This window comes from Agrobacterium sp. MS2, assembly GCF_003261015.1.
GTDB classification, from domain to species: domain Bacteria; phylum Pseudomonadota; class Alphaproteobacteria; order Rhizobiales; family Rhizobiaceae; genus Agrobacterium; species Agrobacterium pusense.
In genome coordinates this window covers 513,495-535,216 of sequence record NZ_QLNF01000084.1, presented here as the reverse complement: position 1 = coordinate 535,216, position 21,722 = coordinate 513,495, and the positions used below count along the sequence as shown (strand labels likewise).

Annotated in this window: 19 protein-coding genes and 1 other RNA gene; 5 read left to right on the top strand and 15 right to left on the bottom strand. The window is 59.9% G+C overall.

What is annotated here, in order from left to right; translation table 11 throughout:
* Window positions 1–2: 2 nt before the first annotated feature.
* From rbfA to rimP, 5 genes are all read right to left on the bottom strand, one after another.
* Window positions 3–419: a 30S ribosome-binding factor RbfA gene (gene rbfA / locus DOU54_RS22780; RefSeq protein ID WP_004439055.1), complete on the bottom strand. Its 417-nt coding sequence runs from the start codon at window positions 417–419 to the stop codon at window positions 3–5.
* Between the two features lie 134 nt (window positions 420–553).
* On the bottom strand, window positions 554–3,289 hold the full coding sequence (gene infB / locus DOU54_RS22775) for a translation initiation factor IF-2 (RefSeq protein ID WP_004439058.1): 2,736 nt from the start codon (window positions 3,287–3,289) through the stop codon (window positions 554–556).
* Between the two features lie 102 nt (window positions 3,290–3,391).
* On the bottom strand, window positions 3,392–4,093 hold the full coding sequence (locus DOU54_RS22770; protein ID WP_035206477.1) for an RNA-binding protein: 702 nt from the start codon (window positions 4,091–4,093) through the stop codon (window positions 3,392–3,394).
* Window positions 4,090–5,706 carry a transcription termination factor NusA gene (gene nusA / locus DOU54_RS22765; protein ID WP_003524306.1) on the bottom strand — a complete coding sequence of 539 codons (1,617 nt, stop codon included), beginning with the start codon at window positions 5,704–5,706 and terminating at the stop codon, window positions 4,090–4,092. The genes DOU54_RS22770 and nusA overlap by 4 nt, the downstream gene beginning before the upstream one ends.
* A gap of 63 nt (window positions 5,707–5,769) precedes the next feature.
* Window positions 5,770–6,366: a ribosome maturation factor RimP gene (gene rimP, locus DOU54_RS22760; protein ID WP_004439068.1), complete on the bottom strand. Its 597-nt coding sequence runs from the start codon at window positions 6,364–6,366 to the stop codon at window positions 5,770–5,772.
* A gap of 287 nt (window positions 6,367–6,653) precedes the next feature.
* Here rimP and DOU54_RS22755 point away from each other — a divergent pair, with 287 nt between their 5' ends.
* Complete coding sequence (locus tag DOU54_RS22755; RefSeq protein ID WP_113380825.1) at window positions 6,654–8,282, top strand: MFS transporter; 1,629 nt, start codon at window positions 6,654–6,656, stop codon at window positions 8,280–8,282.
* A gap of 163 nt (window positions 8,283–8,445) precedes the next feature.
* On the opposite strand, the gene DOU54_RS22750 is transcribed toward DOU54_RS22755, so the two are convergent.
* Both DOU54_RS22750 and recR read right to left on the bottom strand, forming a co-directional pair.
* On the bottom strand, window positions 8,446–9,711 hold the full coding sequence (locus tag DOU54_RS22750) for a lytic murein transglycosylase (protein ID WP_113380826.1): 1,266 nt from the start codon (window positions 9,709–9,711) through the stop codon (window positions 8,446–8,448).
* A 36-nt stretch (window positions 9,712–9,747) separates the two neighbouring features.
* A complete protein-coding gene (gene recR, locus DOU54_RS22745) occupies window positions 9,748–10,353 on the bottom strand; it encodes a recombination mediator RecR (RefSeq protein ID WP_113380827.1) in 606 nt (201 codons plus the stop codon).
* A 37-nt stretch (window positions 10,354–10,390) separates the two neighbouring features.
* On the opposite strand from recR, the gene DOU54_RS22740 reads away from it, so the two are divergent.
* The gene (locus tag DOU54_RS22740) at window positions 10,391–11,026 is read left to right on the top strand and encodes an MOSC domain-containing protein (protein ID WP_162749539.1); all 636 of its coding nucleotides are present in this window, start codon (window positions 10,391–10,393) and stop codon (window positions 11,024–11,026) included.
* Window positions 11,027–11,091: 65 nt separating this feature from the next.
* Here DOU54_RS22740 and DOU54_RS22735 read toward each other — a convergent pair whose 3' ends face one another.
* From DOU54_RS22735 to ffs, 3 genes are all read right to left on the bottom strand, one after another.
* Entirely contained in the window at window positions 11,092–11,415 is a 324-nt protein-coding gene (locus DOU54_RS22735) for a YbaB/EbfC family nucleoid-associated protein (RefSeq protein WP_004439084.1), read from the bottom strand.
* A gap of 24 nt (window positions 11,416–11,439) precedes the next feature.
* On the bottom strand, window positions 11,440–13,314 hold the full coding sequence (locus DOU54_RS22730) for a DNA polymerase III subunit gamma/tau (RefSeq protein ID WP_113380828.1): 1,875 nt from the start codon (window positions 13,312–13,314) through the stop codon (window positions 11,440–11,442).
* Between the two features lie 78 nt (window positions 13,315–13,392).
* Window positions 13,393–13,489, bottom strand: an RNA gene (ffs, locus tag DOU54_RS22725) — signal recognition particle sRNA small type.
* A gap of 65 nt (window positions 13,490–13,554) precedes the next feature.
* Between ffs and DOU54_RS22720 the strand changes: the two genes are divergently transcribed.
* Window positions 13,555–13,983, top strand: a complete 429-nt coding sequence (locus DOU54_RS22720) for an HIT domain-containing protein (protein WP_006699828.1) — start codon at window positions 13,555–13,557, stop codon at window positions 13,981–13,983.
* Window positions 13,983–14,945, top strand: a complete 963-nt coding sequence (gene nudC / locus DOU54_RS22715; RefSeq protein WP_077986523.1) for an NAD(+) diphosphatase — start codon at window positions 13,983–13,985, stop codon at window positions 14,943–14,945. The genes DOU54_RS22720 and nudC overlap by 1 nt, the downstream gene beginning before the upstream one ends.
* 15 nt (window positions 14,946–14,960) lie before the next feature.
* Here the strand turns inward: nudC and DOU54_RS22710 are convergent, their stop codons facing one another.
* Both DOU54_RS22710 and DOU54_RS22705 read right to left on the bottom strand, forming a co-directional pair.
* A complete protein-coding gene (locus DOU54_RS22710; protein ID WP_004439096.1) occupies window positions 14,961–15,824 on the bottom strand; it encodes a prephenate dehydratase in 864 nt (287 codons plus the stop codon).
* An 11-nt stretch (window positions 15,825–15,835) separates the two neighbouring features.
* On the bottom strand, window positions 15,836–16,591 hold the full coding sequence (locus DOU54_RS22705; protein WP_004439098.1) for a 3-deoxy-manno-octulosonate cytidylyltransferase: 756 nt from the start codon (window positions 16,589–16,591) through the stop codon (window positions 15,836–15,838).
* 149 nt (window positions 16,592–16,740) lie between these two features.
* On the opposite strand from DOU54_RS22705, the gene DOU54_RS22700 reads away from it, so the two are divergent.
* Window positions 16,741–17,316 (top strand): c-type cytochrome, encoded by a 576-nt coding sequence (locus tag DOU54_RS22700; RefSeq protein WP_045533163.1) that lies wholly within the window; start codon window positions 16,741–16,743, stop codon window positions 17,314–17,316.
* Between the two features lie 79 nt (window positions 17,317–17,395).
* Here DOU54_RS22700 and DOU54_RS22695 read toward each other — a convergent pair whose 3' ends face one another.
* From DOU54_RS22695 to DOU54_RS22685, 3 genes are all read right to left on the bottom strand, one after another.
* A complete protein-coding gene (locus DOU54_RS22695; protein ID WP_035206493.1) occupies window positions 17,396–18,124 on the bottom strand; it encodes a sugar transferase in 729 nt (242 codons plus the stop codon).
* Between the two features lie 288 nt (window positions 18,125–18,412).
* On the bottom strand, window positions 18,413–20,722 hold the full coding sequence (locus DOU54_RS22690; protein ID WP_035206495.1) for a transglycosylase domain-containing protein: 2,310 nt from the start codon (window positions 20,720–20,722) through the stop codon (window positions 18,413–18,415).
* Window positions 20,723–20,865: 143 nt separating this feature from the next.
* Entirely contained in the window at window positions 20,866–21,324 is a 459-nt protein-coding gene (locus DOU54_RS22685) for a YbaK/EbsC family protein (RefSeq protein WP_004439110.1), read from the bottom strand.
* Window positions 21,325–21,722 lie beyond the last annotated feature (398 nt).

The window sequence follows — 21,722 nt, the reverse complement described above, 5'->3', positions numbered from 1 at the left end:
CTTCAGTTCTGTTCGTCGTCTTTTTCGTTTGAAGGTCCAAGATCGCGCTGCACTTCGGGCGAGCGTAGAAGCGCGTCGATCTTCTGATAATTGTCGAAACTCGTATCGTCGCGGAAACGCAGTTCCGGCATGTATTTCATCTGCCGGAGCTGCGGGCCGAGGCGGCCGCGCATGAACTTGGCATGGCGGTTGAGTGCCGTGATGATATCGGTGTGGTCGGCAACGCCGAGCGGCGTCACGTAAGCGGTGGCGATCTTGAGATCGGGAGACATGCGCACTTCCGAAATGGAAATGACGGTGCTTTCGATCAGATCGTCGCGGACTTCACCGCGCTGGAGAATCTGGGTCAGGGCGGCGCGCACCTGTTCGCCGACGCGCAGCATGCGTTGGGAAGGGGCCGATGATGTAGCTTTTGCCATGGGTTATGCCTCAAACGGAGCGAGCGCCGGTAAGCCGGCGCCCGACAGTAAAGTCCTGTTTTGCGGCGAGAACGCTCTTTGTTCTATCGCATTTCCGGACGGAAAACCGGGGGTCCACTTTTCCTGGAAATGCTTTAGAGCGTTCTCGTGATGTGTTCGACGCGGAAGCACTCAATGGTGTCGCCGGCGCGGATGTCTTCGTAGTTTTCGAAGGCCATACCGCATTCCTGACCAACAGGCACTTCGTTGACTTCGTCCTTGAAGCGCTTGAGGGTCTTGAGCTTGCCTTCGTGGATGACGACGTTGTCGCGAACCAGACGAACACCCGCACCACGTTCCACCTTGCCTTCGACGACACGGCAACCCGCGACCTTGCCGACCTTGGTGATGTTGAACACCTCGAGGATTTCGGCATTGCCGAGGAAGGTCTCGCGACGTTCCGGCGAAAGCAGACCCGACATCGCCGCCTTCACGTCATCCACCAGATCGTAGATGATGTTGTAGTAGCGGATCTCGATACCGGCGCGTTCGGAAGCCGTACGTGCCTGTGCATTGGCGCGAACGTTGAAGCCGATGATTGCGGCGTTGGAGGCCTCGGCAAGCGAGATATCCGATTCCGTGATGGCACCAGCACCCGAATGAACGATACGAGCGCGGACTTCGTCGGTGCCGAGCTTGTCGAGCGAAGCGATAATGGCTTCGACCGAGCCCTGCACGTCTGCCTTGATGACCAGCGGGAATTCCTTCATTCCCGACGTTTGCAACTGGCTCATCATCTGTTCCAGCGAACCGCGCTGGCCGGTCTGACGTGCGACAGCCTTGTCGCGTGCCAGACGCTGGCGGTACTCGGAAATCTCGCGAGCACGGCTTTCATTTTCGACAACCGCGAAACGGTCACCCGCCGACGGCGTGCCGGAAAGGCCGAGAATCTCGACCGGCATGGCCGGACCGGCTTCCTTGACATGTTCGCCCTTGTCGTTGACGAGCGCGCGCACACGGCCCCACTGATCACCGGCAACGATGATCTGGCCGGGCTTCAGCGTGCCCTTCTGAACCAGAACCGTGGCAACGGCGCCGCGGCCGCGGTCGAGCTCGGCTTCGATGACCGTACCTTCCGCCGTGCGGTTCGGGTCCGCCTTGAGGTCAAGGATTTCGGCCTGCAGCAGGATCGCTTCAAGCAGCTTGTCGAGGTTGAGCTTGTTCTTGGCCGAAACTTCGACGTCAAGAACTTCACCGCCCATCGATTCCACGAAGACTTCGTGCTGCAAAAGCTGCTGGCGAACCTTTTCAGGGTTGGCCTCGTGCTTGTCGATCTTGTTGATCGCAACGACGATCGGAACACCCGCCGCCTTGGCGTGGTTGATGGACTCGATCGTCTGCGGCATCACGCTGTCGTCTGCGGCAACCACCAGAACGGCGATATCCGTCGCCTGCGCACCACGGGCACGCATGGCGGTGAAGGCGGCGTGGCCGGGGGTGTCGATGAAGGTGATCTTCTGACCGTTCTTCTCGACCTGATAGGCGCCGATATGCTGGGTGATGCCACCGGCTTCGCCGGCAACAACGTTCGCCTGACGGATGGCGTCGAGAAGCGAGGTCTTGCCGTGGTCGACGTGACCCATGATCGTCACGACGGGCGGACGCGGCAGCATTTCGCCTTCGTCGTCCGCCTGGTTGAAGATGCCTTCTTCCACGTCGGATTCGGAAACGCGCTTGACGGTGTGGCCGAATTCGACCGCAATCAGTTCCGCCAGATCGGCGTCGATCACGTCGCCCGGCTTCATCATCTGGCCTTCCTTCATCAGGAACTTGATGACGTCGACGGCACGTTCCGACATGCGCTGCGACAGTTCCTGAATGGTGATGGTTTCCGGCAGGATCACTTCGCGCATTACCTTTTCACGGGTCTCCTGCATCTGGCTGCGGCGGAACTTTTCCTGCCGGCGGCGCATGGATGCCATGGAGCGGCCACGTGGCGTACCGTCTTCATCCAGGTTGGACGAGGTTACGGTCAGCTTGCCACGGCGGCGTTCTTCTTCTGTCTTCAGGCGTGCAGCCGGCTTGGCCGGCGCCGGCGCTGCAACCTTGCCACGGACTGGCAGGTTACCACGGCGTGCACCGCGATCGTCCTCCTCGTCGCCGTCAGTGCGGCGACCGCGCGGAGCGGCGGTTTCGGTGGCCGGGCGGGCAGGGGCAGCGGCGGGCTGAGGACGAGCCTCGGCGCGCGGCGCCGGCTGAGCGGCAGAAACCGGCTTTTCAGCGGCCGGTTCGGATTTCGCTTCCGCGGCCGGCTGGCTTGCCGCGAGCTTTGCTGCTTCAGCCTCCTCGGCGGCGCGGCGGGCGGCCTCTTCCTTTTCCGCGGCAATGCGGCGTTCTTCTTCCACCTTGCGGCGAGCCTCTTCTTCGGCGCGCTGCTTGGCTTCAATGACGTCACGGGCCTGCGCTTCCATCAGTGCGCGGCGACGGGCTTCCATTTCACCGGCGGAAAGGTCATGCAGAACATTGCCGCGCGGACGCTCCGGCTGGCGCTGCTGGGGCGCAGACGAACCGGGACGCTGCTGCTGCGAAGGGGAAGAACCCGGACGCTGCTGCTGGTTGCTGGGCTGGTGGATGCGTGGCTGCGGAGCCTGTGGACGCGGCGCTGCTGCGGCGGGAGCCGCCGGCTTCGGAGCGGGGGCCGCAGCCGAATGTACCTGCTTCTCGTCTTCGGGACGCATGGGGCGGCGCTTGCGTGTTTCCACGACAACCGCGTTGGTGCGACCTCGACCCATATCCTGCCGCACGGTGCCCTGATTCATCCCGCCCGGCTTCAGGGTAAGAGTCTTCTTGGCAGGCGCGTTGAGTGTCTTGTCGTCGTTGTTGTCGGTCATTCCGTTCCCGTTCCTTCGGACGAGAACCGGATGACGTTCATCAGGTCTCGTCGTTCAATTGCTGCATCGGAACGCGGCGACCGTTCATATCGGGCAACCGCGTCATTGTTCTGTCCGGGCAGCGTCGCGTTCCGCATGAGCCCGACCGCCATTGCGGTACTGCTCAAGCATCGTTGCGCGCTTCACTACACCCTCACCCGCCTGCCCTGCAAGCGCGCAGGCATGGATAAAAGCATTCTGGCCCATCAACTCGTCCATTTCGGCTTCGCTAAAGAGCCGGAAGGACGGAATTTCATTGCCGGCATCGCTGCCGAGTGCCCAGGCCTTGCGGGCCTGGTCCAGTTTTCTGACGCCATCGGCCGCGGCGTCGGTCGCGTGAAACACGGCGATCGCGTTCCCGGACCGGACGGCAGCATCGACCTTCGTCGCGCCGCTGATGAACTGGCCCGCCTTGCGCGCCATGTTCATCATGCCAGCCACATGCTGGGCCATCAGACGGTCGAGAAGAGCGAGAAGCTCAGGCCCGGCCTTGACGTCACGTTTCAGAGCCCGCGCGAAGAGCTTCTTCGCGATGGCTTTCTCGATCAGGGCGCGCTCGGGTGTCACCCAGCAGCCGCGTCCCGGCAATTGGCGTTTCAGGTCCGGAACGACGTTGCCGTCCGGGCCTGCGACGAAGCGGATCAGCTCATCTGGCGATCCGCTCTGCCGTGTCACAATGCACATACGTCCATTGACGTCGCCTTTGATCCGCCCGTCATCGTCAGTCTCGGGCAGCTCGTCCGGCTCATGCGCCTGCGATGTCATTCCTGCTCGGCGGTATCCGCCTCCTCGGCAGCTTCCGCATCGGCTTCCTGTTCGGAAGCGAGCTCTTCGGCGGTGATCCAGCCTGCCAGAAGGCGAGCCTGCACCACCATGTTCTCGGCCTCGACGCGCGAAACATCGAGCTTGGAGAAGATGCCTTCGAACTTCTTCGTCTCGCCGTCCTTGCGCTCGCTCCAGCCAACGAGATCGTCCGCTGCGCAGCCGGCAAAGTCTTCGATGGTCTTGATGCCGTCTTCGCCGAGCGCAACCATCATCTGCGAGGTCAGGCCGTCGATCTGGCGCAATTCGTCGGAAACGCCGAGTTCCTTGCGCTTGGCGTCCATTTCGGCTTCCAGGCGTTCCAGATATTCGCGGGCGCGGGTCTGGATTTCATCGGCGGTGTCTTCGTCGAAGCCATCGATCGAGGAGATTTCGTCGAGATCGACATAAGCCAGTTCTTCAACCTGCGCGAAGCCCTCCGAAGCCAGAACCTGGCCGACCATTTCGTCGACGTCGAGCGCTTCCATGAACAGGGCCGTACGCTCGTTGAATTCCTTCTGGCGACGCTCGGATTCTTCCTGCTCGGTCATGATGTCGATGTCCCAGCCGGTCAGCTGCGATGCCAGACGCACGTTCTGACCGCGGCGGCCGATGGCGAGCGACAGCTGCTCGTCGGGAACGACCACTTCGATACGCTCGGATTCTTCATCCAGAACGACCTTGGCGACTTCCGCCGGCTGCAGGGCATTGACGATGAACGACGCCGGCTCCTGGCTCCATGGAATGATGTCGATCTTCTCACCCTGGAGTTCGCCGACGACGGCCTGAACGCGCGAACCGCGCATACCGACGCAGGCGCCGACCGGGTCGATCGAGCTATCGTTCGAGATGACGGCAATCTTGGCGCGTGAGCCAGGATCACGGGCAACCGACTTGATCTGGATGATGCCGTCGTAGATCTCAGGCACTTCCATGGTGAAGAGCTTCACCATGAACTGCGGATGGGTACGCGACAGGAAAATCTGCGGGCCACGCTGTTCGCGGCGAACGTCGTAGACGTAGGCGCGTACGCGATCGCCGTAGCGCATGTTTTCGCGCGGGATCATCTCGTCACGACGGATAATGCCTTCGCCACGGCCGAGATCGACGATGACGTTGCCGTATTCGACGCGCTTGACGGTGCCGTTGACGATTTCGCCGATACGGTCCTTGAACTCGTCATACTGGCGGTCACGCTCGGCCTCGCGCACCTTCTGCACGATGACCTGCTTGGCGGACTGGGCGGCGATACGGCCGAAATCCATTGGCGGCAGCGGATCTGCAATGAAGTCGCCGAGCTTGGCGTCCGGGTTGCGGTCGCGGGCAAGCTCCAGCGGGATCTGGGTCGAATAGTCCTCAGCCGCTTCGACAACTTCCAGAAGACGCTGCAGGCGGATTTCGCCGGTCTTGGAGTTGATGTCGGCGCGGATATTGGTTTCCGAACCATAGCGCGAGCGGGCGGCTTTCTGGATAGCGTCGGCCATTGCGGCAAGCACGATTTCGCGGTCGATGACCTTTTCGCGCGCCACAGCATCGGCGATCTGCAGAAGCTCAAGCCGGTTAGCACTCACTGCCATTTTTTTATCTCCGTAAGTCGCATAATTGCGGGGATCGCCCGTTTTCCGGGCTTTACGTTGGAATTAGTCTTCGTCTGCTTCGTTTTCGTCGTTCTGGTTTGCGGCAGCGGCCTTGGCCGCCTTGTCTGCCCGCAGCGCATCACGAATAAGGTCGTCCGTCAGAATGAGCTTCGCATCGGAAAGCGCAGTGAACGGAATAACGACTGTCGGCTCTTCGCCATAAGCGATCTGGTCGCGTTCCAGCTTGAAACCGTCAGCATCAACCTCAACGATCTTGCCGCGAAACCGCTTGCGGTTCTCGACCAGAATGGAGGTTTCGACCTTCACCAGATGGCCCTGCCAACGGGTGAAATCCGATTTGCGAACCATCGGCCGGTCGATGCCGGGCGAGGAAACTTCAAGATGATACGCTTTATCGACCGGATCTTCCACATCAAGAACCGGTGAAATGGCCATGGAAATGGCTTCACAGTCCTCAACGGTCATCGTGCCGTCTTCCCGTTCCGCCATCACCTGCAGCGTCATGCCGTTCTGATTGGAAAGCCGCACGCGCACCAGAACATAGCCCATACCCGTCAGAACGGGTTCGATGATCTCGGCAATACGCTGGTCGATGCCGGTTTCGGTTATAAGTCGCGGTTCGTGTGCGGTGTCTGCCATCTGGCCTTCCGGTTTTGGATTGTCGCCGGGCTTTCAGCCCTCTGTTTCCGGTCCGCCTAACGAAAAAGAGCGGAGCCTTGCGGCCCCACTCTTCATCAAGCGATCAAGAATTTCAGTGGTCATATAGACCCATCGGTGCAGGATTGCAAGGTTTTCGCGGGTAGAGTCGCTTCCGCTGCGCCCTCGGCCATATTTTCACCCTTCCCGTGCGGGAAAGGCTGGCATGATTTTCGGCACTGTCTATAGTTGCCGTTTGATAAATTGCAGTTGCATCAAGTGGACAGAGCGTGCCTGACCGTAAATCGCCACTCGCGCCTTTAAGGCATTTGACTTACAGACGAATCTGGATCGCGAGCCTTGCCTCGAATTTCGGCGGATTGATCCAGGCGGTGGGCGCCGCATGGATGATGACGTCGCTCTCCAGTTCGGAAAACATGATCGCGCTGGTGCAGGCCTCCACCTCTTTGCCGATCATGCTGTTCTCGCTGATTTCAGGCGCGCTGGCCGATAGTTTCGACCGCCGCCGCATCATGATTTCGGCGCAGCTGCTGATGCTGACGGCGTCCGTGCTGCTGACGGTCTTTGCCTGGTCCGGCTGGCTCACGCCCTGGCTGCTGCTCTTCTTCACCTTTATGATCGGCTGTGGCACGGCCCTCAACAATCCGTCCTGGCAGGCCTCCGTCGGTGAAATGGTGCCGCGCGAGGATTTGCCCGCCGCCGTCACGCTGAACAGTGTCGGCTTCAATATTACCCGCAGTGTCGGCCCGGCCATCGGCGGTATCATCGTCGCCGCCGCCGGTGCGGCCGCCGCATTTTTCGTGAATGCGCTGAGCTATTTCACGCTGATCTACGCCCTGTTTCGCTGGCAGCCGCCCAAATATCCCTCGACCCTGCCGCGGGAGCAGCTTTTGGCCGCCATTTCGGCCGGCATGCGTTATGTGGCGATGTCGCCCAATATCGGCAAGGTGCTGGTGCGCGGCTTCCTTTTCGGCCTTTCAGCCAGCGCCATCCTCGCCTTGATGCCCATCGTCGCCCGCGACCTGGTGGAGGGCGGCCCGCTGACCTATGGCGTCATGCTGGGTGCCTTCGGCGTCGGCGCGATTGGCGGTGCGCTGATCAGCGCGAGATTGCGCGAGGTGCTGTCCAGCGAATGGATCGTGCGCGTCGCATTTCTAGGCTTCGCCTTCAGCGCCGGCGTAACGGCGGTGAGCACGAGCGCGATCATCACGTCACTGGTCTTGACCGTTGCCGGCGCCTGCTGGGTGCTGGCACTGTCGCTCTTCAATACCATTGTCCAGCTCTCCACCCCGCGATGGGTGGTTGGCAGGGCGCTCTCGCTTTACCAGACGCTCACCTTCGGCGGCATTGCGGTCGGCAGCTGGCTGTGGGGTGAGCTGGCGGAAGATTACGGCATTTCCTATTCGCTGCTCTGTTCCTGCGCACTGATGCTGCTTGGCGTCGTCGTCGGCCTCAAGCTCGCCATGCCAGCCTTTGCCTCGCTTAATCTCGATCCGCTCAACCGTTTCGTGGAGCCGCCGCTGAGACTGGACATCAAGCCGCGCAGCGGCCCCATCGCCATCCTCATCGATTATGAAATCCATGACGAGGATCTCGGCGAATTCCTGCCGCTGATGGCCGAGCGCCGCCGCATTCGAATTCGTGACGGCGCGCGCAACTGGAACCTGATGCGGGATCTCGAAAACCCCGACATCTGGACGGAAAGTTACCATGTGCCGACCTGGGTGGAATATGTCCGCCATAATCACCGCCGCACCCAGGCAGATGCAGAGGCCTGGGACCGGCTGCTGGAGCTTCACCGCGGCAAGACGCGGCCACGGGTGCACCGGATGATCGAACGGCAGACCATCCCGCCGACCGACGATATCTTTCACAAGCCTCATACCGATCAGCATTGAGAGACGATGGATAAGTGAGTGGCGATGCCCTTCCCACACACTCCCCGTCATCCTCTGGCCTGTCCCGAGGATCAAAACACCTATCATTAAATCAATCGGTTGCAGATGCTCGGGACAGGCCCGACCATGACGGAGGAGAGGTTTTCACACGCTGCCAGCAACGCTACTTCAGCTTCGCCTTCAACGTCGCATCGGGAAAGCAGGTTGGAGCGAGCCCGTTTTTCAACTGCCAGTCCCCGAGTGAGCGGCGCGTCTTGAAACCTGCGAGGCCATCTGCCTTGCCGACATCATAGCCCTTGGCAACCAACGCCTTCTGCATCGCTAAAACATCCGAGCGCAGCATCGATCCGACATTGCCCCATTCCCCCTGGAACGGCCCCGCGCCGTGGGCGATACGGTCGGCGAGATTGCCGATGAAAAGCGCATAGAGATCGGAATTATTATATTCCTTGATGACGTAGAAATTCGGCGTCACCACAAATTCCGGCCCGTGTCGCCCAGCCGGGACCAGCATCATGCCATCTGCAGAGAGGTCATTGGCCGGGAAGGCTTTTCCGGAAATGCGCGTGATGCCCATTTTCGCCCAGTCCGCCACAGGTCGTGCGAGATCAGGCCCTTCCTGCGCGCAGGAAACATTGGCGGGGATCGAGACTTCGAAACCCCAGTCGCGATTGCGTTGCCAGCCACGCTGAGAAAGATAGTTAGCTATGGATGCCAACGCGTCCGGCACGGAGTTCCAGATGTCGCGGTGGCCGTCGCCATCAAAGTCCACGGCATACTTCAGATAGCTCGACGGCATGAATTGCGGCTGGCCGAGCGCGCCGGCCCAGGAGCCCATCATGCGAGAGGCCGCGATATCGCCACTCTCGACGATCTTCAGCGCATCGATCAACTCGGCGCGAAACATCTCCTTGCGGGTAGACATATAGGCTTTTGTGGCCAGCACATCGACCACGGAATGCGGCAGCTTGGCTCGGCCGAAACCGGATTCGCGGCCCCAGATCGCAACGACGATATCACCCGGCACACCGTATTTCGCCTCTATCCGGCGCAGCGTCGCCCGGTGGGTGGAAGCAAGCGAACGCCCGGTAGCGGCAAGACCCTGCAGCCGCTTTTCCGAGAAATAGGCGCCGGGCGAGGAAAATTCCGCCTGGCTCTGGCTCTGCTCCTTTGGCGGCTTCTGGCCGGGAATGACGAGATCGGGCAGGTTCCAGCTGATGGAGAGACCGCTGAGCGTGGCCTCAAGCGTCCTTTGCGAAATGCCGGCCTTGCGCGCTTCCGGCCAGATTTCCTTTTTCAGCCAGGCATTAAATTCGGCATCATATCGGGCTGCTGCTGCTCCTGTCGGTGCCGATTGCGCCAACGCCGTCGTTGCTGAAAAAACGGAAAGGAAGGCAGCCAGTGCCTTCGGGGCAAAACGGTTTCGCATTCGGTCTCCTCTTTGAATGACGGGGAGAGGGGGACTTCAGATTGTCGTTCGCGCCCGAAGCGCGGCCGTCAAAGTGCCCTCGTCGAGATAATCGAGTTCACCGCCCACCGGCACGCCATGCGCAAGCCGGGTGATCTTGATGTCGAGACCGGAGAGGCGGTCGGTGATGTAATGGGCGGTTGCCTGCCCTTCCACCGTCGCATTGACGGCGATGATGAGCTCGCGGATGCCGCCGGCGCTCACGCGGTCGATCAGGCCCTTGATGTTCAGGTCCTCCGGCCCGACCCCGTCGAGCGGCGACAGAGTGCCCCCCAGCACGTGATAGGCAGTGTTCATCGCACCCGTCCGCTCCAGCGCCCAGAGATCAGACACATCTTCCACCACGATGATGACCGACTGGTCGCGCCGGTCGTCGGCGCAGACGGTGCAGGGGTCTGTCGTATCGACGTTGCCGCAGCAGGAGCAGATCTTCACCTTGTCATAGGCCTCGCCCATGGCATGGCCCAGCGGCCCGAGAAGCTGTTCCTTCTTCTTGATGAGATGCAGTGCTGCCCGCCGCGCCGAGCGGGGCCCAAGCCCCGGCACTTTTGCCAGGAGCTGGATCAGTTTTTCGATTTCGGGGCCGGTGACTCGTTTTGCCATGAGCGCTTTCTACTGCATAAATCGGGAAACGGGAATCATGAAGCGCAAAGGGTTGTTCATGAAAATCAGGGCGGTGTGCCGGGGCGAGGCGAAAAGGCTGCCGGGAAAGACCACGAAGACGGGCATCTTCAAACACGCCGTGCAGGGTCCCGTCATGGTCGATGCGGAAGGCATCGTCAGTGACGCCGTCTGCAATCGCAAACATCACGGCGGGCCGGATCAGGCGATTTACGTCATGGGCTCCGCCGATCTCGACTTCTGGTCCCGCTCTCTGGGCTTTGCGGTCGAACCCGGGTTTTTTGGTGAGAACCTCGTTCTTGATGGTGTCGACAGCGCAAAACTCCACGTTGGCGACAGGTTCTCGGCAAATGACGTTGAGCTGGAAGTGACCGCCGCCCGCATTCCCTGCGCCACCCTGTCGGTTCGCATCGGCGATCCCGATTTCGCACTGCGTTTCCGTCGGGCGGGCCAACCGGGATTGTACTGCCGGGTGCTGAAAGGCGGCATGTTGGCTGCCGGGGAGGATATCGTATTCAAACCCTATCGAGGATTGAAGCTGCCAATACCGACCATTCTGCAGCGCTTTCGCCCCATGCAGCTCCACGCAGCCGAACGCCGGGCCTTTCTGGAAACGCCGCTGGCGAGCCGGTTTCGCGCAATGCTGGAAGCTTGAAGCCGGCCATGGGACAAGGAGGGCGCCCGCTCCATGCGCTTCGCCCTCTCTTCAGATCGGTTATATCAGAACGGCAGCTTCATGCCGGGCGGCAGCGGCAGGCCGGCGGTCAGCCCAGCCATCTTTTCCTGCGCCTGCGCTTCGCCTTTCTGCTTGGCGTCCTTATGCGCTGCGACGATCAGGTCCTCAAGGATTTCCACCTCGTCTTCCTTCAACAGCGAGGGATCGATTTTCAGGCCGCGCATTTCGCCCTTGCCGTTCAGAATGACGGTTACCAGACCGCCGCCAGCACGCCCCTCGATTTCGAGCGCAGCGATTTCTTCCTGCACCTTCTCCATCTTGGCCTGCATTTCCTTGACCTTGCCCATCATGCCCATGATGTCACGCATGTGCCAATCTCCTGTTCTTTTTGTTTAAAACTCGATGTCGTCGCCGGGAAGGATGTCGCCTTCGCTCGATTCGGCAACCGATGGCGGCGCGATCTCTTCAGCCTCATCCTGTACGGCAGCGCGGATGCGCACGTCGGTAATTTTTGCGCCGGGAAACTGCGCCAGGATGGCAGCCACATCAGGGTCCTGGCGTGCATCGACAAGACGCGCGTCCCGTGCGTTGCCCTCAGCCTCGACAAGGGTCGGTTCCCCCTGCTCCTTGCTGAGGCTGATGATCCAGTGGATGCCGGTCCATTCCTTGAGCTTGACGCCAAGTTCGCCGGGCAGGGAGCCGGGGGCACCTTCCCCGAGGCGCATATCGAGCCGGCCGGGCTCCAGCCGTACCAGCCGTACAAAGTTGCGCACTTTCGCCCGCATGACGGGATCGCGGTTCTTCTGACACAGATCGGCAATATCCTGCACGGAACTGACGGGAACTTTCGGCTCCGGCCGCTCCTCCGTTTTCGGTGCTGCGACCTGCATCTCCTGCGGGCGGCTATCTGGAATGGCGCGCAGTATGGCGGAGGTCTGTGGCGTTGCCTGGCGCTGGGTGGGAAGATCGACAGGTCGTCCCGCGGCCACGGTCTGTGCTGACGAATAGGCACGCGCACCGCCGCCATTGCCGCCGCCGGAAGGTCCGCCATTGGCGTAACCCCCGTCACCGTTCGAAAGCTCCAGCAAGCGCCGGGCAGCATCTTCGGGTGCGGGAAGATTGGCAGCGTGCGCCAGCCGGATGAGAACCATTTCGGCAGCACCGGCCGGGCGCGAGGCGTTTTCCGTTTCCGGTATGCCCTTCAGCAACATCTGCCAGATGCGCGAAAGCGCGGTGACCGCAATCGTGTCGGCAAATTCCGCACCGCGCACGCGCTCTATTTCAGAAAGCGAGGGATCTTCCGCTGCATCCGGCACATATTTCATGCGGGTCACGAGATGGGTGAAATCGGCGAGATCGTTAAGGACCACAACCGGGTTCGCGCCCGCCTCATATTGACCGTTGAATTCCGACAGAGCGGCCGCGACATCGCCTTTGACGACGTGCTGGAAGAGATCGACGATGCGGGCCCGGTCGGCAAGACCGAGCATGCCGCGTACCGCTTCAGCTTCCACCCGGCCACCACCATGGGCGATTGCCTGATCGAGCAGCGACAGGCCGTCACGGGCAGACCCTTCCGCCGCGCGGGCGATCATCGAAAGCGCCTGCGGTTCGGCTTCGAAACCTTCCTTGCCGGCGATGGCGGTAAAAAGGCCGACGAGATCGGCGGCGCTGATGCGGCGCAGGTCGAAACGCTGGCATCGTGACAGAACCGTGATCGGAACCTTGCGGATTTCCGTTGTGGCGAAGATGAACTTCACATGCTCCGGCGGCTCTTCCAGCGTCTTGAGCAGGCCGTTGAAAGCCTGCGTCGACAGCATGTGCACTTCGTCGATGATATAGACCTTATAACGCGCCGAGACAGGGCGATAACGCACCTGTTCGATGATTTCGCGAATATCGTCGATGCCGGTATGGGAGGCGGCATCCATCTCGATCACGTCGACATGGCGACCTTCCATGATCGCCTGACAATGTTCACCGGGAATGCGCAGATCGATGGTCGGCTTGTCGATGGTGTCGGTTTTGTAATTCAGCGCTCGGGCGAGAATGCGGGCCGTGGTCGTTTTGCCCACGCCGCGGACGCCGGTCAGCATATAGGCCTGCGCAATACGTCCGGTCTCGAACGCGTTTGTCAGCGTGCGGACCATCGGCTCCTGTCCGACCATCAGATCGGAAAAATCCTTCGGGCGATATTTGCGCGCCAGTACCCGATAGCCGGTCCCGACCTGGGATTCGCTTGATGTGGTGGGTACGCTGTCGTTCATCGCCTCGCCAGTTTGTTTTGCCAGTTTGTCTTGGGGCGCTGAACTGGCCCGGCGAAAGCTGAGCACGTCTTTTAAAAGGTGGGAGGCTGGCACGGCGACCCGTGCCGGGCTCGTTAGGGCTGCTTCCTTCCGGACCTGACCCGGTTGGCGAGTGGCTCGTCCACCACCAACCTCCCGGGGCCACATATCGGCAATATCGACAGCAAATGCAAGCCAAGCATTCAAAAAACTGCTATCACAATGAAAACAAACATGGAGGACACCTTGGAGACATTCCAGCTGGACGAAAGACTGGCGCGCGATAGCGTGCTCGTGACGCGTTTGGGGCTATGTGAACTGCGTTTGCAAAATGACAGCCGCTGGCCATGGCTGGTGCTGGTGCCGCAGCGAGAGGGCGTCAGCGAGCTGTTCGATCTTACTCCGCTTGATCAGGCCGTGCTGACATTCGAGACCAATCTTGTCGCGTCCGCCTTGAAAGAAATTACCGCGGCCACCAAGATCAATGTGGGCGCTCTGGGCAACATCGTCCGGCAACTGCATGTCCATATTATCGCCCGCAATGAAGGCGACACCTGCTGGCCCGGTCCCATCTGGGGTCACGGGACGCCCGTGCCTTATGCCGCGGGCGAAAAGGAAACTTTGATGAAAAAAATCTCCGGCGCACTCTGATGATTTCCATGAAAATTTTTGAAACCACTGCCCCCCATCCCGAAGCAAGCCTGCTGACGGCCTTTTCCAAAAACGCCCTCGATCGTTTCGCGGAAAAGCGGACGGAGGAATGCGTTGCCGATGCCCTGAAAGTCGACGGCACCCATATTTTTGCCTTTTCGGGCAGCCGGCTTGTCCTGAAGCATGACGAACAGGTCATCGACCCCCTGTTTTCCGCCTATGAGCTGGCCGAGTTGCAGCCGGATTTCGACAATGCCGTCCTGCTTGGATATCGGGAGACTGGCGAACCGCGAATCGCCGTTCCGGTTGCCGTGGCCGAAGACCAGCTGGCGAGCCACTACAAACTCGCCGACGCCCGCACGCTGTATCGCGATCACCTGCTGGAAGAGGAATTGCTGAGTGAGGTCGCCCAGGCCGTCAGCCTCACACATTGGAACGCCGACAACCGCTTTTGCGGGAAATGCGGTGGGGCCATGGAGCTGCGAATCGGCGGCTACAAGCGCATCTGCGCCGCCTGCAGCCACACTATTTTTCCACGCACCGATCCCGTCGTCATCATGATGACGATCGATATCGAGCGCGATCTGTGCCTGCTTGGCCGCGGAGCGCATTTTGCGCCGGGCATGTATTCGTGCCTCGCCGGTTTTGTGGAACCGGGCGAGACCATCGAACAGGCTGTTCGCCGTGAAACGCACGAGGAATCCGGTGTCGAAATCGGCCGCGTCCGTTATCACGCCTCCCAGCCTTGGCCGATGCCGCATACGCTGATGATCGGCTGTTATGCCGAGGCGTTGTCTTTTGAGATCGCACGCGACGAGGTCGAGCTTGAGGATTGCCGCTGGTTCACGCGGGAAGAGGTGGCAAAGATGCTGGAGGCCCCGGCGGGCGAAGGTCTTTCTGCGCCGCCTATGGGAGCCATCGCGCATCGCCTGATGCGCGACTGGGTGGAATGGCCGAAGTAGGAAATCGCGGCAGGCTCAGCTCTGGTTGAGCTTGCCGCGCATCGCATGGCCCTTGTAGACGCCGAGAATGCGGACTTTTTCAGAGAAGAAGCGCAGCTCGTCCAGCGCATGCCGCACGGGTTCGTCATCGGGATGGCCTTCAATGTCGGCATAAAATTGCGTCGCCACGAATTTGCCGCCGAGCTGGTAGCTTTCGAGCTTCGTCATATTGATGCCGTTCGTCGCAAAGCCACCCATGGCCTTGTAGAGTGCCGCGGGAATGTTGCGGACGTTGAAAACGAAGGTCGTGACGACGATTTCTTCGCTCGACTGGCGCTTGGCCCAGTTTTCATCGCGGGAAAGCACTACGAAGCGCGTGACGTTGTTTTCCGAATCCTCGACATTCTCGGCGAGAATATCGAGACCGTAAAGGCTGGCGGCAAGACGCGGCGCAAGCGCCGCCATGCTGCGGTCGCCCGTTTCGGAAACGAGCCTTGCCGATCCTGCCGTATCGCCGGCGATGACGGGTTTCCAGCCGTTGGAACGAATGATCTTGCGGCACTGGCCAAGTGCGTGGATGTGGCTGTGGACGGTGCGGATTTCGTCCTTTTTCACGCCCGGCATCACCATCAGCTGAAAGCGGATCGGCATGAAATATTCGCCGATGATATGCAGGCGCGATTCCGGCAGCAGGTGATGAATATCCGCCACGCGGCCGGCCAGAGTGTTTTCGATCGGGATCATGCCGAGATCGGCTTCGCCGTTTTCAATGGCGTTGAACGCATCCTCGAATGTCGGACACGGCAATGGTTCCATGTTCGGAAACATGTCGCGGCAGGCCATGTCGGAGTTCGCGCCGAATTCGCCCTGAAAGGCAATGCGATTGGTGATCAAGCTCATGGGACTGTCCGTTAAAGGGTTCTGCTTGCAAGAATTTTGCGGGCTTTTTCGAGATCGTGCGGCGTATCGACACCGAGCGGCACGGAGCGGACGATCTCGGCATCAATGCGCATGCCCGCTTCGAGAGCACGCAGCTGCTCCAGCCGCTCGCGCTTTTCCAGCGGTGAGGGCGGTAGACTCACGAATGTCTCGAGCGCAGCACGGCGATACGTGTAAAGCCCGATATGATGATAAAGCGGCCCCTCGCCGTAAGGCGCGGTGGTGCGGGTGAAATAAAGCGCGCGCAGACGTGTTTCGGAAAGTGGGCTGCCCACAACTTTCACTACGTTCGGATTGGTTTTTTCTTCCTCGTCGGTGATTTCGACCGTCAGTGTCGCAATGTCGACGGCGGCGTTCTCCAGCGGGCGCAACGAGGCGCGTATAGTTTCCGCCTCGATGGTTGGAAGGTCGCCCTGAACATTGATGACATATTCCGCCTTGCCATAGGGGTCGGCCTTCTGCAGCGCTTCGAAAATGCGATCCGAACCGGATTGATGGTCGTCACGCGTCATCATCACGTCGAAACCGGCATTCTGAACCGCCGAAAATACCTGTTCGTCATCGACCGCGACGACGATTCGCTCCGCGCCGGCCTCACGTGCCCGCTGCGCAACCTGCACGATCATCGGCTTGCCACCAATGTCGGCAAGCGGCTTGCCGGGCAGGCGCGTGGAGGCCATTCGCGCCGGTATGAGGACGACAGCTTTCTCGAAATCCCGATTATTCATCCGACACCCTTCAAATCCCGCCCGAAAAGTGTCAAAACGTCACGGTGTGGGGAGCATTATTCAAGTTGCGCAGGCTGTGCAAAAGCCATAGCTTTCGAGCAATTTCAAGATGCCCGTTATATTGAGCGGATGCGAGGGAGCGCGTTTAGATGAATTCTTATGTTAATATGGGCGTTGGGGCGTTTCTGGGTACAGTATTCGTCCTGATGTCGGTGTCGATTGCGTCCGAGGGCATTTTCCATGCGCCCGCGCCCGAAAAGGAAGGTTACGCCATCGTCGCGGAAGAAAGCAGCGGCGGAACGGGCGGCGGAGAAGCGGCGGCTGCGGCCACCCCGATCGCACAGTTGCTCGCCAGCGCGGACGCCGCCAAGGGCGAAGCGGTCTTCAAGAAATGTACGAGCTGTCATACCGGAGAGAGTGGTGGTGCAAACAAGGTCGGCCCCAATCTCTTCGATGTCGTCAACCGGCCGATCGCCAGCCACGAAGGTTTCAGCTACTCCGCAGCGATGAAGGATTTCTCGAAGGGTGGATCCGAGCACTGGGATTACGATCATCTCAACTATTTTCTCGAAGCTCCGAAAAAGCACGTTCCAGGCACGGCCATGGGCTTTGCGGGTGTGAAGAAAGAAACGGAAAGAGCAGATCTTATTGCCTATCTCCGCACGCTGTCTGCGAACCCGGCGCCGCTGCCGGACCCGGCTGCAGCTCCCGCGCCGACAAATTGAAGGTGACGACAGTTCATGAGAAAAGCCCGGCAGAGATGCCGGGCTTTTCTTTTTGCAATCTTGCCTTGCCTCTTGAAGATCAGAAGCCCTTGCCGCCCCGCAACTCGGAAATCACCGTTCCGACCATGATCCTGACATCCAGCCAGACCGAAAAATTTTCGACATAATAAAGATCGGATACGATGCGTGCCCTTGCCTTGTCGCTGCGATCCGTCGGCCCGCGCAGGCCCCGCATCTGGGCAAGTCCCGTGATGCCTGGCCGCATCCGGTGCCGCAGGTGATAGTGCGGAACCAGCTCCTCGTAGAGACGGCCGGCCGCCAGCATGCCGATGGCATGGCAGCGCGGTCCGACCAGCGACATGTCACCCTTGAGCACATTGATGAGCTGTGGCAGCTCATCAATATTCGTGCGCCGGAGAATGGCGCCGATGCGGGTTATTCTCGGGTCATTCTTCACTGTTTGCGCCACGCCGGTGGCGTCGCACATGTCTGTTCTCATTGAGCGAAATTTATAGACGCGAATCTTCCGTCCATTCATGCCCCAGCGGACCTGCGAGAACAGGACCGGCCCGCGGCTGTCGAGCTTGACGAGCGCTGCCACCGTCAGCAGGACGGGAGCCAGTGCGACGAGGGCGATGGACGCCCCCGCAATGTCCATCGTTCTTTTGAGCGCGAACTGGCCGCGTTGTAGTGGAGATACCCGTTTCTCAAAAATGCAGGGCTGCGTTTCCGGTGTCTCGAAAGTGATGGCCGAGGAATAGGGATCGCCGAAAAAAACGGCATGGGATGAGCCTTTAGTACCCAACATAATATAGGATCCTGAAAAACTTATTTTGATAGAAGAAATTTAATTTATATGAACGATTAATAATTCATTTACCCTAAAAAGTCATCCGAAATGTAGCCGTGTCTAGGCAAATATCAATCTAAAGTTAACGTATGCACGCAGGTGTTGCGCTTCAGGCGCCGATTCGCCGCCGTGGATGGGGCGGCGGCCGGTTCGGCCACCGAAAAGCGTGAAACAAAAGGGGTGAGGACGCGGACCTCGGTCGCTTCGTCCTTCGTTGCCGGGACTTGGCGACGATTTAAAAACCTGTCAGCGACCCATCAGAATGTCGAGCAGGGTGGTTTGTTTCGGTCCCGACACGTCAGGCGCTTCACCGCCAATATCGGCCGGCGGCACAGGGCCGTTGCCGGCGGAATAACGGGGTTCGATATCCCGCGAAGGAATATTGGCCGGCGGCGTCAGCCCTCCCGGCTGCCCATCTGGCTGATTCGGCGTGGGTGATGCCGGCGCCGCGGGATAGGCGCGATTATCAGTCGTTCCGCCGCCCAGCGCGTTGGAAATGATGTCGCCAATGGAGGAGGGCGCATTCTCCGGCGCCGGTTGCTGCATATCCATGAGCGGCGGCACGCCGCCTGCACCAAGACCGAAGAGGGGCGAAGGCGAAAGACCGGAATGAGCCGCGGTCATGAACTCTTTCCACGCCCTTGCAGGAAGGCCGCCGCCCGTGACCTTTTTCATGGAGGTGCCGTCGTCGTTTCCAAACCAGACGCCGGTCGTCAGATTGCTCGTATAGCCAACAAAGAGCGCATCGCGGAAAGACTGCGTGGTACCGGATTTCCCCGCTGCCTGCCAGCCCTGCAGGCGCGCGGCCTTGCCGGTACCTTCGGTGATGACGCGCGACAGCATGCCGTTCATCGTGGCGGCAATTTCTTCGCTTAGCACCCGTGGCGGATTGTCATATTTGTTTTCATAAAGCACCTTGCCATCGGCATCGGTGATACGCTTCACGATGTGCGGCGTGGCTTTATAGCCGCCATTCATGAAAGGAGCATAAGAAGCTGTCAGTTCCATCAGCGACACTTCCGAAGTGCCGAGCGCGATGGAGGCATTGTTCTGCAGCTCCGATTCGATGCCCATGCGATGCGCCACCTGTGTCACCCGCTCGGGACCGACCTCCATCACCAGCTGGGCGGCGATGGTGTTCAGGGAGTTGGCCAGCGCTGTGGCCAGTGTCACTTCGCCGCGAAATTTCTTCTCATAATTTTCCGGGGTCCAGTTGCCGATACGAACAGGCCCATCATTACGAATGGTATAGGGCGTAAGCCCGGATTCGAGAGCGGCGACGTAGACGAAGGGCTTAAATGCCGAGCCGGGTTGCCGTTTTGCCTTGGCAGCGCGGTTAAACTGGCTTTCGGCATAATCCGCACCACCTACCACGGCCCTGATCGCCCCCGTACCATCGATGGAAACCAGTGCCGCCTGGGAGGCGCCCTGTTTTTTGCCGTCGCCCTGCAGCACGTGGGTCAGCGCCTTTTCGGCATCGCGCTCGAGATCGGGATCGATTGTCGTATCGACGACGATATCCTGCTTGACCTCGCCAACCAGGCCGCGCACCTCTTCCAGCACCATGTCGGCGGCGTAATGTTCGGCACCGGACCAGAAGCGTTTCGCTTTGGTCGGCGGCTGCGACATGGCGGTCTTGATCTCATCATCGGTAATGAAACCGACGTCGCGCATGGATTGCAGCACGACCTGCGCCCGTTCTTCCGCTGCCTGTGGGTCCCGTGCCGGCGAAAGGCGCGACGGCGCTTTGAGAAGCCCGGCGAGCATTGCCGCTTCGCCCAGATTGACGTCGCGGGCGGATTTGTTGAAGTAGCGCCGCGAGGCCGCCTCGACGCCATAGGCGTTGGATCCGAAATAGACGCGATTGAGGTACATCGCCAGGATCTGATCCTTGGTGAACTTGTGCTCCAGCCAGAAGGACAGCAGCACTTCCTGAACCTTGCGTTCGAGGGTCCTGTCCGGCGAAAGGAAAAGGTTTTTCGCCAGCTGTTGCGTCAGTGTCGAGCCGCCCTGCACGGTTCGCCCCGTCAGCACATTCGTGACGATGGCACGTCCGAGACCAAGCGGATCGACCCCGAAATGGGAATAAAACCGCCGGTCCTCAATCGCCATCACAGCCTGTGGAATATAGGGCGACATGTCTTCCAGCGCGAGCGCCTCGCCGCCGGTCGTGCCGCGGTTTGCAAGCACGCTGCCATTCACGGAAACGATCTTCACATTCGGCGGACGTTCTGGAATGGACCAGCTGCTGGCACTCGGCATGCGCGCGCCATAATAAAGCACAAGTCCGGCAATCCCGATACCGCCCCAAATGCCCAGCACGATGCACCAATAGACGAGGGACCGGATGAAACCCGTCGCCCCCCGACCTGTGCCGCGGGCGCGCTTTTCGTTTTTCGTCTTGGGTCGGCGTGAAGCCTGTTTCGGTTTCTTCGGCGACTGTTTTGCAGTGCCGCTGATGCGCTCGCTGGCGTCAAGACGCAGATCGTCACCGGACTCGTGGAAATCCCCGAAGGAGGGTTCTACCCGTTCGCGTGATCTACCCTTGCCTGCCATCCAGCCGAAATCGCTCCTTTTGGGGGACCGCCTGTGCCTTGTCGGTCTCAGGCGTCTATGCCTGCGCGATCCTTAATCCAGGATGAAGAGTTTAAATGCGGCAATTTAAGGCGGGGTTAAGCCCAGGCCGGATCAAATCGGCGTCATTGGCAGACGTCGACCCATTCAGCTTTAGTCAGTTCGGCCATCACATGGGGAGAAATCCGCACCGCTGCATTGGTAGCGCCGGCTGCCGGAACCACTTCAAGATAATCTCTCAGCGATATGTCGCAAAACACCGGCAAAGGCGACGGCAAGCCGAAGGGGCATACGCCGCCGACAGGATGGCTGGTCACCGCAACCACCTCGTCCGCCCCCAGCATGCGAGGTTTCGTTCCGAAATGATCACGGAATTTCCTGTTGTCGAGGCGTTTCGTACCCGCGGTGACAACGAGCAGAATTGCATCGCCCGCCTTGAGGCAGATCGTTTTGGCGATCTGGTCTGGCTCAACGCCATGTGCTTCAGCGGCGAGCGCAACGGTTGCCGAACTGGCTTCCGTTTCAATGATCGTCACCTCGGGTGATTTTTCGGCAAAAAATGCTCTGACGGATTGAATAGACATGCGTATTTGTTAGGCGGTTAGAAATGGTTGTTCAAGATGTCATGCTTTAGCTATGCAATAATCGCAATGCTGCGCTGCGATAGAATGTCTGTTTTTTGAGCGGCGATGTTGTATGTTCAAAACATCGAAGCGACGCACTCCTCCTCCCAGCGTCGCCCGATTGGACTGACAATACTCCTCCTCCCAATTGTCAGTCAGTTTCAAGAACCCGGCGCACCTCCTCCCGCGCCGGGTTTTTGCTATTTGGCGCTTCCTTTTTCGAGCCCTGGCGGACCCCTGATGCGATAGTTTCGTTCAAAGAAACTTGACTTTCAGCCCCTTCCAACCTAGGTACTTCGCCATCGATATTTGTTTGACGACCAGAGCTTCGGCGTCTTTCCAGACGCTCACGACGATCT

Bases quoted from the DNA above. Each gene is read 5' to 3' on its own strand.
- rbfA (WP_004439055.1), bottom strand. From the start codon at position 419: ATGGCAAAAGCTACATCATCGGCCCCTTCCCAACGCATGCTGCGCGTC.
- infB (WP_004439058.1), bottom strand. From the start codon at position 3,289: ATGACCGACAACAACGACGACAAGACACTCAACGCGCCTGCCAAGAAG.
- DOU54_RS22770 (WP_035206477.1), bottom strand. From the start codon at position 4,093: ATGACATCGCAGGCGCATGAGCCGGACGAGCTGCCCGAGACTGACGAT.
- nusA (WP_003524306.1), bottom strand. From the start codon at position 5,706: ATGGCAGTGAGTGCTAACCGGCTTGAGCTTCTGCAGATCGCCGATGCT.
- rimP (WP_004439068.1), bottom strand. From the start codon at position 6,366: ATGGCAGACACCGCACACGAACCGCGACTTATAACCGAAACCGGCATC.
- DOU54_RS22750 (WP_113380826.1), bottom strand. From the start codon at position 9,711: ATGCGAAACCGTTTTGCCCCGAAGGCACTGGCTGCCTTCCTTTCCGTT.
- recR (WP_113380827.1), bottom strand. From the start codon at position 10,353: ATGGCAAAACGAGTCACCGGCCCCGAAATCGAAAAACTGATCCAGCTC.
- DOU54_RS22740 (WP_162749539.1), top strand. From the start codon at position 10,391: ATGAAGCGCAAAGGGTTGTTCATGAAAATCAGGGCGGTGTGCCGGGGC.
- DOU54_RS22735 (WP_004439084.1), bottom strand. From the start codon at position 11,415: ATGCGTGACATCATGGGCATGATGGGCAAGGTCAAGGAAATGCAGGCC.
- DOU54_RS22730 (WP_113380828.1), bottom strand. From the start codon at position 13,314: ATGAACGACAGCGTACCCACCACATCAAGCGAATCCCAGGTCGGGACC.
- DOU54_RS22720 (WP_006699828.1), top strand. From the start codon at position 13,555: ATGAAAACAAACATGGAGGACACCTTGGAGACATTCCAGCTGGACGAA.
- nudC (WP_077986523.1), top strand. From the start codon at position 13,983: ATGATTTCCATGAAAATTTTTGAAACCACTGCCCCCCATCCCGAAGCA.
- DOU54_RS22710 (WP_004439096.1), bottom strand. From the start codon at position 15,824: ATGAGCTTGATCACCAATCGCATTGCCTTTCAGGGCGAATTCGGCGCG.
- DOU54_RS22705 (WP_004439098.1), bottom strand. From the start codon at position 16,591: ATGAATAATCGGGATTTCGAGAAAGCTGTCGTCCTCATACCGGCGCGA.
- DOU54_RS22700 (WP_045533163.1), top strand. From the start codon at position 16,741: ATGAATTCTTATGTTAATATGGGCGTTGGGGCGTTTCTGGGTACAGTA.
- DOU54_RS22695 (WP_035206493.1), bottom strand. From the start codon at position 18,124: ATGTTGGGTACTAAAGGCTCATCCCATGCCGTTTTTTTCGGCGATCCC.
- DOU54_RS22690 (WP_035206495.1), bottom strand. From the start codon at position 20,722: ATGGCAGGCAAGGGTAGATCACGCGAACGGGTAGAACCCTCCTTCGGG.
- DOU54_RS22685 (WP_004439110.1), bottom strand. From the start codon at position 21,324: ATGTCTATTCAATCCGTCAGAGCATTTTTTGCCGAAAAATCACCCGAG.